The 17,864-nt window shown below is 40.2% G+C and carries 15 protein-coding genes and 3 tRNA genes; 2 read left to right on the top strand and 16 right to left on the bottom strand.

Annotated elements, in window-relative coordinates; translation table 11 throughout:
- Position 1 precedes the first annotated feature (1 nt).
- Positions 2-1,021, top strand: coding sequence for a virulence RhuM family protein (locus VPAR_RS01915; RefSeq protein ID WP_012863942.1), 1,020 nt, complete (start codon positions 2-4; stop codon positions 1,019-1,021).
- A 335-nt stretch (positions 1,022-1,356) separates the two neighbouring features.
- Here VPAR_RS01915 and VPAR_RS01910 read toward each other — a convergent pair.
- The 3 genes from VPAR_RS01910 to VPAR_RS01900 form a co-directional block, all read right to left on the bottom strand.
- A tRNA-Leu gene (locus tag VPAR_RS01910) sits at positions 1,357-1,442 on the bottom strand.
- A gap of 12 nt (positions 1,443-1,454) precedes the next feature.
- A tRNA-Phe gene (locus tag VPAR_RS01905) sits at positions 1,455-1,530 on the bottom strand.
- A gap of 21 nt (positions 1,531-1,551) precedes the next feature.
- Positions 1,552-1,627: transfer RNA gene (locus VPAR_RS01900), tRNA-Asp, on the bottom strand.
- 335 nt (positions 1,628-1,962) lie between these two features.
- On the opposite strand from VPAR_RS01900, the gene VPAR_RS01895 reads away from it, so the two are divergent.
- Positions 1,963-2,583 (top strand): DUF2939 domain-containing protein, encoded by a 621-nt coding sequence (locus tag VPAR_RS01895; protein ID WP_004697968.1) that lies wholly within the window; start codon positions 1,963-1,965, stop codon positions 2,581-2,583.
- 237 nt (positions 2,584-2,820) lie between these two features.
- Here VPAR_RS01895 and VPAR_RS01890 read toward each other — a convergent pair whose 3' ends face one another.
- From VPAR_RS01890 to purC, 13 genes are all read right to left on the bottom strand, one after another.
- Positions 2,821-3,198, bottom strand: coding sequence for a PaaI family thioesterase (locus VPAR_RS01890; RefSeq protein WP_012863941.1), 378 nt, complete (start codon positions 3,196-3,198; stop codon positions 2,821-2,823).
- Positions 3,195-4,346, bottom strand: coding sequence for an o-succinylbenzoate synthase (gene menC / locus VPAR_RS01885; RefSeq protein WP_012863940.1), 1,152 nt, complete (start codon positions 4,344-4,346; stop codon positions 3,195-3,197). Before menC ends, VPAR_RS01890 begins: the two co-directional genes overlap by 4 nt.
- Positions 4,347-4,353: 7 nt before the next feature.
- On the bottom strand, positions 4,354-5,838 hold the full coding sequence (menE, locus tag VPAR_RS01880) for an o-succinylbenzoate--CoA ligase (RefSeq protein ID WP_012863939.1): 1,485 nt from the start codon (positions 5,836-5,838) through the stop codon (positions 4,354-4,356).
- A gap of 216 nt (positions 5,839-6,054) precedes the next feature.
- A complete protein-coding gene (gene menB, locus VPAR_RS01875; protein ID WP_012863938.1) occupies positions 6,055-6,897 on the bottom strand; it encodes a 1,4-dihydroxy-2-naphthoyl-CoA synthase in 843 nt (280 codons plus the stop codon).
- A gap of 4 nt (positions 6,898-6,901) precedes the next feature.
- Complete coding sequence (gene menH / locus VPAR_RS01870) at positions 6,902-7,762, bottom strand: 2-succinyl-6-hydroxy-2,4-cyclohexadiene-1-carboxylate synthase (protein ID WP_012863937.1); 861 nt, start codon at positions 7,760-7,762, stop codon at positions 6,902-6,904.
- Positions 7,759-9,612 carry a 2-succinyl-5-enolpyruvyl-6-hydroxy-3-cyclohexene-1-carboxylic-acid synthase gene (gene menD / locus VPAR_RS01865; RefSeq protein WP_012863936.1) on the bottom strand — a complete coding sequence of 618 codons (1,854 nt, stop codon included), beginning with the start codon at positions 9,610-9,612 and terminating at the stop codon, positions 7,759-7,761. Before menD ends, menH begins: the two co-directional genes overlap by 4 nt.
- Before the next feature lie 40 nt (positions 9,613-9,652).
- On the bottom strand, positions 9,653-10,795 hold the full coding sequence (locus VPAR_RS01860) for an isochorismate synthase (RefSeq protein WP_012863935.1): 1,143 nt from the start codon (positions 10,793-10,795) through the stop codon (positions 9,653-9,655).
- A gap of 262 nt (positions 10,796-11,057) precedes the next feature.
- Complete coding sequence (purD, locus tag VPAR_RS01855; RefSeq protein WP_012863934.1) at positions 11,058-12,320, bottom strand: phosphoribosylamine--glycine ligase; 1,263 nt, start codon at positions 12,318-12,320, stop codon at positions 11,058-11,060.
- A gap of 146 nt (positions 12,321-12,466) precedes the next feature.
- Positions 12,467-13,996: a bifunctional phosphoribosylaminoimidazolecarboxamide formyltransferase/IMP cyclohydrolase gene (gene purH, locus VPAR_RS01850; protein WP_012863933.1), complete on the bottom strand. Its 1,530-nt coding sequence runs from the start codon at positions 13,994-13,996 to the stop codon at positions 12,467-12,469.
- Between the two features lie 26 nt (positions 13,997-14,022).
- Positions 14,023-14,646, bottom strand: coding sequence for a phosphoribosylglycinamide formyltransferase (gene purN / locus VPAR_RS01845; RefSeq protein WP_012863932.1), 624 nt, complete (start codon positions 14,644-14,646; stop codon positions 14,023-14,025).
- A complete protein-coding gene (gene purM / locus VPAR_RS01840; RefSeq protein ID WP_012863931.1) occupies positions 14,639-15,700 on the bottom strand; it encodes a phosphoribosylformylglycinamidine cyclo-ligase in 1,062 nt (353 codons plus the stop codon). The genes purN and purM overlap by 8 nt, the downstream gene beginning before the upstream one ends.
- Positions 15,687-17,105 (bottom strand): amidophosphoribosyltransferase, encoded by a 1,419-nt coding sequence (purF, locus tag VPAR_RS01835; RefSeq protein ID WP_012863930.1) that lies wholly within the window; start codon positions 17,103-17,105, stop codon positions 15,687-15,689. Before purF ends, purM begins: the two co-directional genes overlap by 14 nt.
- A gap of 11 nt (positions 17,106-17,116) precedes the next feature.
- Complete coding sequence (purC, locus tag VPAR_RS01830) at positions 17,117-17,845, bottom strand: phosphoribosylaminoimidazolesuccinocarboxamide synthase (protein ID WP_008715457.1); 729 nt, start codon at positions 17,843-17,845, stop codon at positions 17,117-17,119.
- Positions 17,846-17,864 lie beyond the last annotated feature (19 nt).

The raw sequence follows: 17,864 nt of genomic DNA, 5'->3' as shown, positions 1-17,864 counted from the left end.
TATGTTTTTCTTTTTTCCTGATGGCATTGCACCACAAGGCGATATCATCATATATCAATCCGACAATAACAATATGACAACAAATGTTTTATTTAAGGATGAAACATTCTGGATGTCACAAAAAGAAATTGCATTGCTATTTGGCGTAGATAGAACAGTAATAAGCAAACATTTAAAAAACGTTTTTGCTAATCAAGAATTAGATGAAAATTCAGTATGTGCAAAAATTGCACATACTGCAGAGGATGGAAAAACCTACCAGGTAATATTCTATAATTTAGATGCCATTATTGCTGTCGGATATAGAGTAAACAGCAAAGAGGCTACTAGATTTAGAATGTGGGCTACAGACACATTAAAAGAATATATTGTCAAAGGGTTTGTGCTTAATGATGACATGCTGAAAAACGGACGTCAATTTGGAAAAGATTATTTTGATGAATTATTAGCCCGTATAAAAGAAATACGTGCATCTGAACGTCGATTTTATCAGAAGATTACAGACATTTTTGCACAATGTAGTTATGACTACGACAAAGATAGTATTGAAGCCAAGCAATTTTATGCTACTGTTCAAAATAAATTGCATTGGGCTATTACCAATAAAACTGCAGCTGAAATTATTGCTGATCGTGCAGACCATAACAAGCCCCATATGGGATTAACTACATGGAAAACTGCGCCTGACGGCAAAATCATAAGTACAGATGTAGTTATAGCTAAAAATTATCTTTTACAAGAAGAAATATCCGAACTCAATAATATCGTCAGCATGTTTCTAGACTATGCGGAAAATCAAGCAAGGCGTAAAAATCTTATGATGATGGATGATTGGTCATACAGGCTAGACAGTTTTTTGCAGTTTAATGAATATGATATCCTGTCTAACGCAGGGAAAATATCAAAGAAAGTGGCGGATAACTTAGCTAAAAAAGAATTTAAAAAATATCGAATTATTCAAGATCGAGAGTTTAAATCTGATTTTGACAAACTTACTGCTTCTACAATGAAAAAGAAATAGAATTAAATATACACAATGGAAAGTGTTATATTGGTTGTAAATTTGATTTACTGCGACTTGCTACATGCCTCAATGCCGTGTCAGAGGAATGTGAAGATGTAAATACCCATAATATCTACATAAATAAATAAGCCACCGCATCCTGTGCGGTGGCATTTATAATCCTCATATAGAAAGGGCAAATATTTATTATTTAAAGGGGGCAGAAAAGGGGCAAATTATCGTTATAATGGGTTACGATTTGTTATTGTTCCTTTTCTAAATTGTTTTATAATTACTGCTTGCGTTACAGTTTGTTACAATGCATTACAATCTGTTAATCAGTAAATAGAAATTGGTGCGGTTGGCGGGACTTGAACCCGCACGAGCGTTAGCTCACCACCCCCTCAAGATGGCGTGTCTGCCATTCCACCACAACCGCATGGAATACAAATGGTGCCTCAGGACAGAATCGAACTGTCGACACACGGATTTTCAGTCCGTTGCTCTACCAACTGAGCTACCGAGGCATGATTTTTTGTAAAAAAAAATGGCGACCCCGATCAGATTTGAACTGACGATCTTCGCCGTGACAGGGCGACATGTTAACCGCTACACCACGGGGCCGCGTATCAACTCGCGTTGACTACTTGTACATAATATCATGGATTTAAGAGCAATGCAACTATTTTTTTAAGAAATATTATTACAAATCTATTAAAATAATTGATTATATTTGATAATCGTTATTTTATAGCTTTTATAAATGTATCTCTATAATATATTACAAGAATCCACCCTTTATCGTCATAATTCGTCAGTTTTCGCAATAGTACAATTTTCTCTATAAGCTATAATAGGTATACCCTTTACTAGAAATCATCCTATTCTTTACTCAATATGCTACAATATGTATATATTCAATATGAAAATGCCGCTATAGAAACATGAAAGGATTCGCTATGAATAAGTTCAATTCAAAAGGTATTATTATCGCTCTTATCATAGCTATTGTAGGAGCGATGGCCGCAGCATGGTACTTCTTATGGTATGTACCACATACACCAGCCTACACATTAAAAATCATTCACCAAGCAGTACAAGATAAAGATGCAGACGAAGCATTACGCCACGTAGATATAAAATCCATTGTAAAAAACATTGTAGAACGAGAAGGCAATAAATATGTCGATACATCTACCCCACTTGGTAAAGCTACAATAGCAGCTACCAAAACATTTGGACCAGCTCTTATCGAAGACGTAATACGGACATATATCGAAGATCCTGACAGTTTTAAATCTGAATCACCTACCAATAATACTACTACAGCAAATGATGATAATAAGTCTATGGTAGATCGTCTTGTAGAAGGTCGCCTATTTAAGGAACATGATGTAGAGGTTAAAAACCTGAAGTCAGAAGATAATGGTGATACGGCTACTGTGACTGTAACGATACAAAATAATAAAAAGAATATGACAAAAGATATAAGAGTTTTGATGCGTCATTTAGGAGATGGAACATGGGTAATTTACGATATTCCTGATATCGAGGACCTATATACTATCACTAGAAAATAAATATCTTTGTCTTTTCTAACATTTTAAATTTCAGATCTTAGAAAACGTAAAAAAGATCTATGTCGTTTTTCTAGACGAGCCATTTACATTGTAAAACCAACAAAGGACAGTATCTACCGAAAGGTATATACTGTCCTTTTATTATCCTATAATCTTAACAATCGTAAGTTCTCATGTAAGACGAAATTATACATAGCTTAATTAGCAAATATAACTAAATCCTTTAAAAATGGGATTTTATCTATCAAAATCTACAATAGCCAAGGTTACAGTCACTTGTGAGATAAGGCGTTGTGCATCATCTATCATATCAAAGCGCCACACATGGGATGTCTTGCCTTTTACTAGTAAAGTTCCTAACGCTGTTAAGGATCCTTCACACTTTACAGGGCGTAGATGGTTAGCAGTTACAGATTGTCCTACACCAAATTTATGAGAACCTACCAGTTCATTACTCATCATACCTGCAATAATTTCTGCAAAAGCTAATGTAGCACCACCGTTTAAATAGCCTTGTGGTTGTTTGTGAAACTCAGTTAAATTCATTTTTGCAATACATGTAGTATCGCTCGTCATACGAGGAGCATCAATTTGTAAGGATTCAATTAAATTCATAGTGTTCGTTTCTCCACACAATACGCCTCTAGTCTATCATCAAAGACTGTTACACCTAGTCCATCTCCATCGGGAACATGCATAACACCATCTTTAAATGTTAAATCTGGGAAAATAAGATCTTGTCCAAAATATCTATTTGAGTCAGATAAATCCCCTGCCATATAGGAATCTCCTAATGCGGATAGCTGAACATGAAGCATTTTAGAAACCCCTGACTCTACCATGCTACCAATCCAATATGGAATATGACGTTCTCTACATAGATTAATAGCCGCTTTTGTTGGGATAAGACCACCCATTCGCCCTACTTTTACATTCAACACATCGATTAAGTCATATTCAATAGCATAGGACAGATCATCATATCCTAAAATGGACTCATCTAAACAAATTGGCGTATAGATTTTCCAATCGTCATCATTAAGACATTCCCACTTCCAATCTCTATAAGATTGAAGGTTTGCCATCGCAAAGGGCTCTTCAATACAAGCTAGACCTAAATCATCATACTGACGCACCTTATCGATTTCTTGATACGAATAGCTTCGATTTGCATCAGCCGCTAAAACTAAATCCGGATAATGTTTGCGAACTAAAGCTACTCGTTCATAACCATCTACAGGATTTACCTTTAATTTAATCCGCTTACAACCACTTGTAACATGGCACTCTACAATATCGAGTAATTTGTCTATTGGTACATCACCGACAACGACACCACTTTCAATAGTATCTTGTAAAGCTTGTCCCATAATATAAGAAACAGAGTTTACACCTATTCGTTCGCAATGAAGATGAATGAGTGCATTTTCTAGAGCCGCAATGGCCATAGGCATATTATCTCGATTGAGCCAAAACTGTAATTGTCGTACATAGGTCATGAGCGGCTTAGGCCGCATCAAGCGCAGATTAAAGATATAATCATCTACTAAGGTTTTCCAACAGGTTTCTACTGTCTCAAATGTATAGAATGGCTCTGTGAAAGCTACGCATTCCCCATACCCTACATAACCTTGTTGATCCTCGATACGGATTACGATGGTTTCCCGCTCTTTTACCTCCCCCTTGGCGGTCTTGAAGTTAAAGTTCAGCGGCAATTTAAGGCGATATGTAGTTATACTTTTAAAGTTTAAAATATCATTCATAAGCGCCTCAGTTTTCTAATTTCAATTCATTGCGCAATATTTTGCCAGTTCCATTTCGAGGCAATGCGGTTAATGCTTTTACATATTTTGGAACCTTATATTTCGCTAAAGAGTTCGACATAAAAGCTAGAATATCCTCTGGTAGCAGACTTTTACCATCATGAAAGGCCACAAAGAGGGCTGGCACTTGTCCCCATTTAGCATCAGGTACAGGCACAACGGCACATTCCTTCACCGATGGCAACGTATAGACCAAATCCTCTAGCTCCTTAGGATAAACATTTTCACCCCCAGAAATGATGAGATCCTTACGACGATTCAAAATATAAATGAAACCGTCCTCATCGATGTAACCAATATCATCTGTATTAAAGTCTCCATCGATAGATTCCTTGTTGATATACCCAGACATAACCATCGGGCCCGTCAAATGAATTTCGCCTACCCCATCCGCATCAGGGTTATCGATGCGAACCTGCATGCCAGGCAATGGCTTACCTACAGATTCTCGTTTATGAGGATACTCCAATATCGAGAAGGTCACGCTTTGACTAAAGGTTTCCGTCATACCGTAGGTCTTATAGATAGGCAAAGATTTCTTTTCACAAGCTTCGATGAGAGCCATGGGAATGAATTCTCCACCGAGCAAGATAACTCGTAAATTATGGTGAGTAATACGCGACTCTAATTGAGTCAGAATGGTGGGCACTAAGGACATCATATTGATTTGCTCAGATTCTATGAGTTTTAGAACTTGAGCTTCATCATATTTAGGTAAAATAGTGACAGCCGTCCCGTTGTAAAGAGACCTCATCAAGATAGATAAACCACTTACATGAAACAGAGGCAGTACCATTAGCCAATTATCCTGCTCCGTTTTTCCTAGTACCTCTTGAGAAGCTTGTACATGAGCTTTAATTTGCCCCCATCGAAGCGGTACAGACTTAAATTGCCCCGTAGTAGCGCTCGTATTCATGATAGCAGCTATGTCTGTGTCCACAAAGACCCAATCAAAGGAGTCCTCGACCGCTAAATCCGATAGAATTCTTTCTAGAGTTTCAAACTCAATTGTAACAATTGGATTAGAAGCCGCCTTCGAATCAACGAAATGAGATAATTGATTTTCAATAGAATCTGATGCTATAGGTTCAACTAAATTTAATACTTGAGTTTCGATAGTATCGGGCAATTGATTACGTCGTTCTTTACTATGTAGTACGGTGGTAACACCTAATTGATCCAATTGGTTTTCTATTTCCTTTGGCTTAAGATGTACATTGAGTAGAAGTACCTCTTTATGAACTAGCATAGCAGCCAACACATACATTGCCATGGTCACAGAGTTATCAGATAAGATAGCCACACGAGGTGCATCTAAAGGCACTAAATTACGAGCTACATGGAGTACACCACGATATATATCGTTATAAGTATATTCATTTATACATTTACGATTAGGGTAGTGCTGTGCACCATAACGTAACCACTCCATTATCTCACCTCGTATCTAAACTTAATCACTAATAAGTAATCACTAATTACCAATTACCAGTAAATAGTAAATAGTAAATAGTAAATAATAACTAAAAAATAATAATTGAAATATGATAAGTAAAGAGATATTACAAGAAAGGCGCCTCATGTAGAGGCGCACTTGTCGTTTTAACCGTTAATATAGTCCGTCATATAGGACTGTATCGACTCCCGATTAAGGGAATTTAGGGAATTGTTTGAAGTTAGGTTTGCGTTTTTCCTTGAACGCGTCGCGACCTTCTTTAGCTTCATCGATTGTGTAGTACATCAATGTAGCGTCTCCTGCGAATTGTTGTAACCCTGCAAGGCCATCTGTATCGGCATTGAAAGCGCCTTTCAACATGCGCAATGCCATTGGAGATAATTCAAGGATTTCGCTACACCATTGAACTGTTTCTTCTTCCAATTTGTCAAATGGTACCACAGTATTAACCATACCCATTTCATACGCTTGAGCTGCTGTGTATTGACGGCACAAGAACCATACTTCGCGAGCGCGTTTGTGACCGATCATACGAGCCAAGTAACCTGCGCCATAACCAGCGTCGAAGGAGCCTACACGAGGACCAGTTTGACCGAACTTAGCATTTTCAGAAGCGATTGTAAGGTCACATACGATGTGTAACACATGACCGCCACCGATAGCATAACCATTAACCATTGCAATAACAGGTTTAGGGATGACGCGAATTAAGCGTTGTAAATCGAGAACGTTCAAGCGAGGCACATGGTCTTCACCTACATAACCACCGTGACCACGTACGCTTTGGTCACCGCCGGAGCAGAATGCCTCTTTATCTTCGCCCTTACCGTGGTTAGCACCAGTCAATACGATTACGCCTACTTCGTTATCTTCACGAGCTACTGTGAAAGCATCAATTAACTCCATTACCGTTTTAGGACGAAACGCGTTGCGCACTTCTGGACGGTTAATAGTAATCTTTGCAATGCCATTATATGTTTCGTAAATTACATCTTCATAATTACGATCCAATACTTTCCAATCAAATTTGCTCATGGACTTAACCTTTCTTCTGTAAAAAATCCAATACCGCTTGTTCAAAAATCTGCGGTTTTTCTATATGTACATTATGCCCCGCCCCTTCGACGATGACATGATTAAAACTTGGCAACTTGCCAAATACATCTCTTCCTATTGTAGTATATTTTGTATCTAATGCGCCACTCACATATAAACCTTTGACAGAGAATTTTTCTAATTTATCCCCTACATAAGGCATTACGCCCTGCCCTGAGCCACGCAATGTACAGGCTAAGGCGTACGTACTATTATTGGATCGACGTAGATAGATTAATTCCTCTACCCCCTCTGAAAGCTGTTTTTGACTCTCAAAAATAGGTACTTCCGCCCATCGTGCAGCAAACCAAGCACCATCATGCTCTTCGATATGAACTGCTAAATCTTCATCTGCCTTGCGGCGTTTTGCTCGCTCAGCATCAGAAGCGATGCCTACCGAGCCACTTTCAAGAATGAGACCTTTGATTTCACTTTCATACTCCAACGCATAGGAAAGTGCAATACGTGCTCCCATGGAATAGCCCATGAGGTAGTAGCTTTCACCAACCATATGATAGATAACTGTATGCAAGTCCTCTATCATTTGAGGAATGGTATAGGCCTTATCCTCATCAGGAATATCTGAATCACCATGTCCGATCAAATCAATTCGTACCACGCGATACCCCGGCAGATTAATAGCATCCCAAGTATAGCTTGATTCAGAGAAGCCGTGGAAACATACAATAGGTTCCCCTTCACCTACCACAGTCAAACCGTAGCGATACTCTCCCAAGTCAAAATACATACGCTGAGCTGGATTACATAAAGCATTATCTACAATACTGCAAAAATACTGACTCATAGTAATGCCTCCATATCAACTGAAACTTTTGTATATTTCTTATGTAACTGTCGACTATATTCCCGGTCTGTAGGTATTTCAATGATATGAACACCAGATTCCGTGCTAACTTTAGCTAATACACGACTCAATTCATCAGGATTAATAATCTTAGTATAACCACAGCCATATAATTTAGCTGCTCCACTATAATCTAAGCCTTGTGACGTAGAGAACAAATAATCAAAATGCTTTGTTCCCTTTTGCGGTAAATATTCAAAAATACCGCCTCCATCGTTATTATGCAAAATAATCGTCAAATTTAGATTTTGCGTTTTAGCGACCGCTAAGCCGTTTAGATCATGGAACAAAGACAAATCTCCCGTTACAAGATATGTAGACTTACCATTTGTGGCAAGACCTAGTGCAGTTGAAACGGTGCCATCGATACCATTAACACCACGATTACCGTAAAGAACGGCATCGGACTCACCAGAGAACCAGAAGTAATCAAAGTCGCGAATGGTCATACTATTTGCCACTAGCACTTGGCTATTATCAGGAATATGCTGTTGCAACTCGCGTATCGTGCGACCTTCAAAAGAACTTGGTTCTTCTATGGCTGTACTTAGTTGAGCTTTACCAGCTACTTCTAAACGTTGCCATCTATTAAGATATGCATTAGATTCGTTCTTTACAGCGAACAAATGCGTAAACATATCTATGCTTGCTTGCATATGCATGGTGGTTTTCCCCGTTGGATTCATAGAGTCCATTGTGGGATTTACCTCAATATACTCCACATTATCCCAACTTGCCACCATCTGTTGCACGCGTTTAGACACAACCATTTGGCCAAACTGAATCACGCAATCCGGCTTTAGTACAGGCCATAACTCTTTATCCGCTAAAAATGCATCATACGTTGAAATCACAACATCAGAGAATTGTTTTTTCTGAGTCATATCTGTATCGTTGCTACGATTGATATTAAATTCATGATTATCATCAATAGCATCAGTCTTATGCCAGCGTCTTACATTGGACAATGGATCCGCCAAGATAGGAGCTTGTAAGTTCTCCGCAAAGGAGTGAATAGATTCAACTTCGTTTACATCGATTTGTGGACCAGCTAAAATAAGAACTTTCTTATATTGCGCAAGCAATCGATTAGAGTTATTAGTGTTATTATCAGTAGTATTTTTAGTATAGCTTACGTTACTTGCTTTACTTACGTTACTTGGATTACTTGTGTTATTACTTCTCTTCTGATAGCTAAATACATCACCGTAATTAGGTTTAAATACTTTGTAAGGGCTACGTCCCGCTTCAAAGTGCTTACGATCTAGTTCAGGCACTAATGGCTCAAAGAGGGGTACATTGATATGCACTGGCCCCTTTTTGATGTCCATAGCTTTCATATACGCCTTGCGAGCTACTTGGCGTGGATATGTGTAGTAATGGTCCTCTTGCGGCACCGCTAATTCTTCGTAATAGTTTACGGCTGTACCAAAAATCTTTTGTTGATCTACTGTCTGTGGAGCCCCTACATGCAACAAGGTATGAGGTCGATCAGCAGACAATACGATAAGAGGTACCCCACTATATTGAGCCTCTAAAATAGCGGGCAAATAATGAGCCACTGCCGAACCAGATGTACAAACTAACACAGTTGGTTCTTTATAAGCCTTTGCAATGCCAAGTGCCATAAAGCTAGCAGAGCGCTCATCTATATTCATATATGTTTCAAAGCCTTCATACTCCGTGAAAAGCATAGCCATCGTCGTAGAACGAGAACCAGGGCTAAACACAGCATGCCGGACGCCGAGTTGGTAAAACTCATCTACCAAGGCAGCAATATATTCGTTCATTATATTCCCTTTCAACAACTCCTAAGGGTTTGGAAATTTATTATAACGCATCCAAAATGGTGCGCATTTTATTATTAGTTTCTGCGTACTCTTCATCCGCATCAGAATCGGCTACGACGCCACATCCTGCATAGGCATAAAGAACATTATCCATAATGAGGGCAGATCGAATAGCAACGATGACGATGCCGTCCCCCATATCTTTCATAAAGCCAAAAGGTGCTGCATACATGCCGCGCTCATGAGCTTCGTACTTTTGTAGCAATGCCAACGCCTTTTCTCGCGGTTCACCACCGAGAGCCGGTGTAGGATGGAGCAACTTTGCCCATTCCACGAGGGATTTTGTGCTATCCTTTGCAGTAATAATGGTGCGCAAATGATAGAGATGCGCCAGCTCCATGATACCCGTTTCACCTATTATAACCTCCGGAGTAATAGATTTCATGATATCCACAATACGGTCACGGACAATATTATGTTCAAAGAGATTTTTCTTATCTGTTAACAGTTGTTCCTTAGTCCACGCATTTGGTCCATGTTTAGGTGCTGTCCCCGCCAAAGCATAGCTGAGAATTTCACTACCTCGATGGCGAACTAGAATCTCTGGCGATGCACCCACAAAGGTGCGTCCATCCTTTTCGTAACCAAAGATAAAGCAATTTGGATTATTATCTACTAAATTTGCCAAAACACTTGCTACATTGTATGGTGTTTCACTAGTAAACTGTACCTCTCGAGAAGAAACGACCTTCGTCATTTCACCACTACTAATACCATCAGCGATAGCGTTCATCAAACTATCCCAAGCCGCCTTATCATCACTGGTTTCCTTGTAGTTATGGCGAACTCGAGGCACCTCGAAATCTGTAATAGGGACGCTTTCACCAGCATGCAAGTAGAAAGACTCCCCATTTTCTACGATGTAGTAATGGGTGAAAGCAATCATTTCATGGCCTATGCCAGCCCATTTGGCGTCCTTGGAGTTCTCAAAAAAAGTATCCCCATAAAACACGTACGCGTAATTATGGCGGTCCTCATCATCTTTAACCGTCGCCAGACGTTTAGCGCCTACAACGATGCGGTCACTTTGACGATCCACCCAAAATACGCGTTCTTCGTTTGGAAAATTCAACCAAAAGGCTATCGGACTATTCAGTTCTAACGGTTCTTTATTATATATCATAGTTATATATCGCTATTAAGAAATAAAATAGACTATAGTAAAAACACCTAACGTGTAGAAGATTTGCTTCTACACGTCAGGCGTCATCAATAAGTTTCCAAATTTTTGAGATGAGCCTAACGCCATCACACGTCGATGGGCCCTCTTTATCTCTAATTTATTATATCATAGGTAACAGTTAAAAGGTAGAAAATAAAACCTCTACACCGCATGCGTCGTGCATGAATGTAGAGGTTTTCATTATATTCAAAATGTTGTTATTTTATTTAAAAGCCTTAGCCCCAATATCTGTACGATATTGCATGCCTTCAAAGTCGATATGCTCTATACGTCCATAGGCTCTATCAAGTGCCGTTCTAAGGTCTTTGCCAAGACCGACAACACCGAGCACACGACCGCCATTAGTGACATAGTTTTCACCAACAAGCTTTGTACCAGAGTGGAATACGATGGTTGTATCATATTGTTTAATATCCCCACTGATGACATCGCCCTTTGATGAAGTTTCAGGATAGCCTTTAGAAGCAAGGATAACGCACGCCGCCGAGGAATCTTTCCATTTCACCATATCAGCTGTTAATGTGCCCGTAGCACAGGCCATCATGATCTCACCTAAATCACTATCAAGTAGCGGCAATACGACTTGTGTTTCAGGATCACCAAAGCGCGCATTGAATTCTACCACCTTAGGACCTTCGTCAGTAATCATAAGCCCAGCGTAGAGGCAGCCTACATACGGCATACCTTCCTTTTCCATAGCTGCTACCATAGGTTCTAAGATGGTTTTCATCGCTTCGTCCCGCAATGCATCCGTAAGAACTGGTGCCGGTGCATAAGTCCCCATGCCACCAGTATTAGCCCCTTTATCCCCATCAAAGATGCGTTTATGATCTTGAGAGGCAATCATGGGAACAACGGTCTTGCCATCTACAAAGGCTAATAAACTAGCCTCTTCACCTTCCATAAACTCTTCAATAACAACGGTGCTGCCTGCATCTCCGAATCGATTACCGCTGAGCATATCTTCCACAGCCGCATTCGCTTCGTCAACGGTCATAGCTACTACAACACCCTTCCCTGCCGCCAAGCCGTCAGCTTTAACAACAATAGGAGCTTCTGTTTGAGCAATAAAAGCTTTCGCTTCATCTATCTTATGAAATACACCATACGCAGCAGTTGGAATGTTGTATTTTTTCATGAGATCCTTGGCAAACACCTTTGAGCCCTCTAGTTGGGCGGCGGCTTTGGATGGACCAAAAACTGGAATTCCCGCCTTATTGAGTACATCCGCTAAGCCTGCTACCAAAGGAGCTTCAGGCCCAACAACAACTAAATCAACTTCATTTTCTTTCAAAAAGCTAATCAAATGATCACTTTGTTGCCAATCGATGCCAACTAGCTCTGCACAATCTGACATGGCTGCGCTACCAGGAATAGCATATACCTTTGTTACGCTAGGGCTGATGGACAATCGCCACGCCAATGCATGTTCACGGCCGCCGCTACCGATTACACATACTTTCATAAGTCCTCCATCGGCGCCTAAACGCCATCAAATTCATAATAATATAAACACATAACGGGCTTACTCCAAACATCAATAATTGTTGACCATACAATAGATATTTTACCCTGATAATGATTAACAATCCGCTAATAGTTCTTAACCAATTAATGTTTAAAGTGACGGATGCTTGTAAATACCATGGCAATGCCCACTTCGTCAGCCGCTTTGATGGACTCTTCATCACGAATAGAGCCACCTGGTTGAATAATAGCTGCAATGCCATGCTTTGCCGCTATTTCTACGGTATCCCCAAAGGGGAAGAATGCATCAGATGCCAAAACAGCACCTTTTGCGGCTTCCCCGGCTTGTTCAAGGGCAATTTTTGCAGAGCCTACGCGATTCATCTGACCGGCCCCAACTCCAAGGGTACGCTTTTCATTAGAAATCAAAATAGCATTGGACTTTACATGTTTTACGAGTTTCCATGCAAATTCAAGGGCTTTCCATTGTTCCTCTGTCGGTTGTACCTTCGTAACAACTTTATAATTGGCGCGGTCTTCTACGAGATCGTCTTCTGTTTGCACTAATAAACCACCAGACACCTTTTTCACTGTCACTTGGCCAGATTCCGGCTTAGATAGCTCGATGAGGCGAATATTTTTCTTTGCTTCAAGGATTTCTAATGCTTCTTTTGTGAAAGCTGGCGCCATAATAACTTCTAAGAAAATTTTGCTCATTTCCTCCGCTGTACTTACATCTACTTCACGATTTAAGGCTACGATGCCACCAAAGGCAGATACGGCATCAGCTTCGTACGCATTTACATAGGCATCATGTAATGTAGATGCAGTAGCGGCACCACATGGGTTCGTATGCTTAATTATACATGCAGCTGGATTAGTAAACTCCCATACCATATTCCATGCCGCTTCCATGTCTACAATATTGTTATAGGAAAGCTCTTTGCCATGTAGTTGTTTCAAAGCCCCCATGCCATGAGCTGTACCAATTTCTTTGTAGAACGCTGCTTGTTGATGCGGATTTTCGCCATATCTAAGATTTGTTACCTTTTCATAAGCGCTCAAATACTCAGGAGGTGTAGGACCTTCATTCAAGATTCCACTCATATAATTAGCGATGGCCACATCGTAAGCCGCCGTATGAGCAAAGGCTTCTTTAGCAAGACCAAAGCGATATTCCTTAGTCAATTCTCCTTGGTCTTTGAGCATCTTCAAGATTTCATCATAATGATTTGGATTTACTACGATGCCTACGTACGCATGATTTTTTGCTGCAGAACGAACCATCGTAGGACCACCAATATCGATATTTTCAATGGCCTCTTCTAGAGACACATTAGGTTTTGCAATGGTTTCACGGAACGGGTAAAGATTCACCACAACAAGGTCGATTGGTTCGATACCATGTTCTGCCATAGCTTGTTTATGCTCCGCATTATCACGGATAGCCAAAATACCACCATGCACCTTAGGATGTAAAGTTTTCACTCGGCCATCCATCATTTCTGGAAACCCTGTCAAAGACTCTACAGCTTTTGCAGAAATGCCTGCATCGGTAATCGCCTTAAGCGTACCACCTGTAGAATAAATGGTTACACCTAAGTCAACTAAACCTTTTGCAAAATCTACAATACCCGTTTTATCAGAAACACTAAGCAGTGCATTTTTAATCATGTAACCTCTCCATTTGCTTACACATATCAATCTTCAAAATAAACCGTACGACCTTTTATAGTGAGCTTATCCTCACAAAATAGTCGCAACGCCTCTTTATATGTTTTATGTTCAATAGGCAATAATCTATCACTCAGGGTATCCTCTGTATCCTCCGGTAATAAAGGAACCGTATTCTGCATAATGATAGGCCCCGTATCCATTCCGGCATCAACAAAGTGTACCGTACAACCGGTTACCTTTACGCCCGCATCAATAGCTTGTTGATGTCCATGTAGTCCCGGAAAGGATGGCAACAAGGCAGGATGGATATTTAAAATTCTATGCTCATAGTGCTCAATCAATGGAGCCCCTACAATGCGCATATATCCAGCCAAAACGATACCATCTACCTTATAGGGCTCTAACGCATCTAACTGGGCTTGTTCAAAGCTAGCTTTAGAATCATAGTCGCTACGCTCGATGACAATGAGTGGAATATTCCAAGGTTTAGAACGTTCAACAATCCCTGCATCACCGTGATCTGTAATGATAACTACAAACTCACCATTAATATATCCTTCTTGCATGGCTTTATAAAGGGCTTCCCCATTGGAGCCTCTACCACTTGCGAATAGAGCTAGACGCTTTTTAGCTACGGAACTAGTCATTAAATACCGCCCCTTTTACAACAACTGGACCTTCACCGCTAACGATATGACCAATTTCATATACCGCTTCATTACGACTTTCAAGATTTGCCTTTACTCGATCCACATCCGCAGCATCCACTATAAGAATCATGCCGATACCCATGTTAAAAGTACGGTACATTTCATACCAATCTACATTGCCCCATTCTTGTAGTTTTTCGAATACAGGAAGGCGAGGCCATGTGTCACAATCGACCTCTGCCGTTACTCCCGTCGGTAAGACGCGAGGAATATTTTCATAGAAGCCCCCTCCCGTAATATGAACCATACCTTTAATTAGATTTTCTTTAATCAAAGGCAAAACAGCCTTAGGGTATAAGCGCGTTGGTGTTAATAATTCTTCTCCCAGTGTTTTGCCGAATTCAGGAATATTTTGATCAATGGAGAAACCTTTATGATCGAATACAATTTTACGAACTAAAGAGAAGCCGTTGGAATGTACTCCAGAAGATGGCAAGCCCAAAATCACATCACCAGCTTTAATACTTTCACCAGTAATCAATTTAGGACGATCTACGATACCAACGGCAAAACCAGCTACATCATAATCCTCATCATCGTAGAAACCTGCCATCTCAGCAGTTTCACCGCCTAGTAAAGCGCAGCCTGATTCTTCGCACGCCTCAGCTACACCACGTACGATATCCGCCACTTTTACAGGCTCTAGTTTGCCAACCGCAATATAATCGAGGAAGAATAAAGGTGTAGCACCTTGTACGAGGATATCATTAACACTCATAGCTACACAGTCTTGACCGATAGTATCATGTTTATCCATCATAATAGCGAGACGTAATTTGGTGCCCACCCCATCTGTACCAGATACGAGCATAGGATCAGACATAGCATGACCAGCTAAGGAATAGAGTCCCCCAAAACCACCTAAATCACCAACAACACCCGGTGTATACGTGCGTTTAACAGATTCTTTCATCAGTTCTACGGCGCGATTACCTGCATCGATATCAACACCTGCATCACGATAGGTTAAACTAGTTTTATTCGAGCACATATTTGACCCCTTCCTCTTGGTCCGCAGGAACCGCTACACTATAATCACCATTGAAACATGCAAAACATAAATCATCTGGCTTTACATCAGATACAGCACGACATAGGCCTTCACGAGACAAGTAATGTAATTTATCAGCCTTGATAAAATCTCTAATTTCATCCACTGTATGAGTAGCTGCTATAAGTTCTTTACGCACCGATGTATCAATGCCATAGTGACAGGAATACTCAATAGTTGGAGAACTAATACACATATAAATCTCTTTAGCACCAGCCTCTTTTAGCATTTTTACAATGATACCACTCGTAGTACCGCGCACAATAGAATCATCAATAAGGACGATACGCTTACCTCCAACAATATGTGGCAATGCATTTAGCTTCATACGAACAGCTAATTCTCGTTCCTCTTGATTTGGTTTAATAAAGGTACGACCGCTATAACGGTTCTTAACTAAACCTTCTGCAAAAGGGATACCCGATGCACGAGCATAACCTAATGCAGCTGTTGTACCGGAATCCGGAATGGACATTACGATGTCCGCATCATACTTAGTTTCGTTATATAGTTCGCGGCCCATATTTAGCCGAGATTGATATACGGATTGACCATCGATATGACTATCGCCACGTGCAAAATAGATGTATTCAAAGACGCAAAGTTTTTTATCGATTATTTCTGGTTCCGCATAGATAGTACTACGCACACCAGAGTCATCGATGATAACCATTTCACCAGGATCTATATGACGAATAAACTCTGCCTTAATCGCATCAAAAGCACAGCTTTCACTAGAGAGCACATAACCATTTTCAGTTTTACCTAAACAAAGTGGTCTAAATCCTTGAGGGTCTCGTACACCTACTAAAGAGTCGTTCGTAGTAATGACTAAAGAGAACGCCCCTTCAATTTGACGCGCCGCATCGGCAATCCGTTCCGCTTGTGTTTCTGCTTTAGAACGGGCTATCAAGTTTACGATAACCTCAGAATCCATCGTCGTTTGAAAGATGGAACCATCGGCTTCAAGACGTTTTCGAATAGATAAGGCATTCGTTAAGTTTCCATTGTGAGCCACCGCAATTTGACCGCCTTGGTAGTGAATAACCAAAGGCTGGATATTACGCGGATTATTGGACCCAGTCGTAGAGTACCGCACATGACCAGTCCCCATATAGCTTGGCAAAGATGGTAATTCTTTGATAGCCTCGGTCAACAAGCCCATGCCTTTTTTCAGTTCTACATCATGACCATCGGTAACAGCAATGCCCGCACTTTCTTGACCACGATGTTGGAGAGCAAATAGTCCCCAATATACATAGCGTGCTACATCAACGGTCCTATCATAGATGCCGAACACACCACACTCTTCGTGCCATTTATCAAAAACAGAATCGTAGTTCATCTTCCCCCCTATTAGGCACGCTCACCTGTAAGACGGAATAACATTTCCTTATATGCTTCTTCAATATTACCAAGATCTCGACGGAAACGGTCTTTGTCGAGTTTTTCACCAGTTGTAGCATCCCAGAAACGGCATGTATCAGGAGAAATTTCATCACCCAATAAAACTTCACCATTATGGGTACCAAATTCTACCTTGAAATCTACAAGGGTCACATTTTTAGTAGCCAAAAATTTCTTCAATATATCATTTACCTTTAAAGTAATTGTAGAAATTACATCAAGTTGTTCTTGAGTAGCCCAACCAAGTGCTGTGATTTGGGATTCATTGGCAAATGGATCGCCTAATTCATCATTTTTGTAGCAGAATTCAAGGATTGGATGTTTAAGTGGTGTACCTTCTTCAATGCCAAAGCGTTTAGCCATAGAGCCAGCCGCAATATTACGAACGATAACTTCAAGAGGAACTATTTTCAATGTAAGTACTGTTTGGTTGCGATCATCTTCACGACGAACGAAATGAGTTGGTACGCCTTCTTTTTTCAACAATTCAAAGAAGAAAGAGGAAATTTTGTTATTCAACACGCCTTTACCAAGGATGGTGTCATGTTTTTCACCATTAAATGCAGTGGCATCATCTTTGTAATGAACGATGTACTCATCTTTGTTATCTGTTGCATATACTTGTTTTGCTTTGCCTTCGTACAATAATGTTAATTTTTCCAAATCGATGTTAGCCATGATCTTTCTCCTTTATCAT

Source organism: Veillonella parvula DSM 2008 (assembly GCF_000024945.1).
Lineage (GTDB): Bacteria > Bacillota > Negativicutes > Veillonellales > Veillonellaceae > Veillonella > Veillonella parvula.
This window is presented reverse-complemented; position numbering and strand designations above follow the sequence as displayed.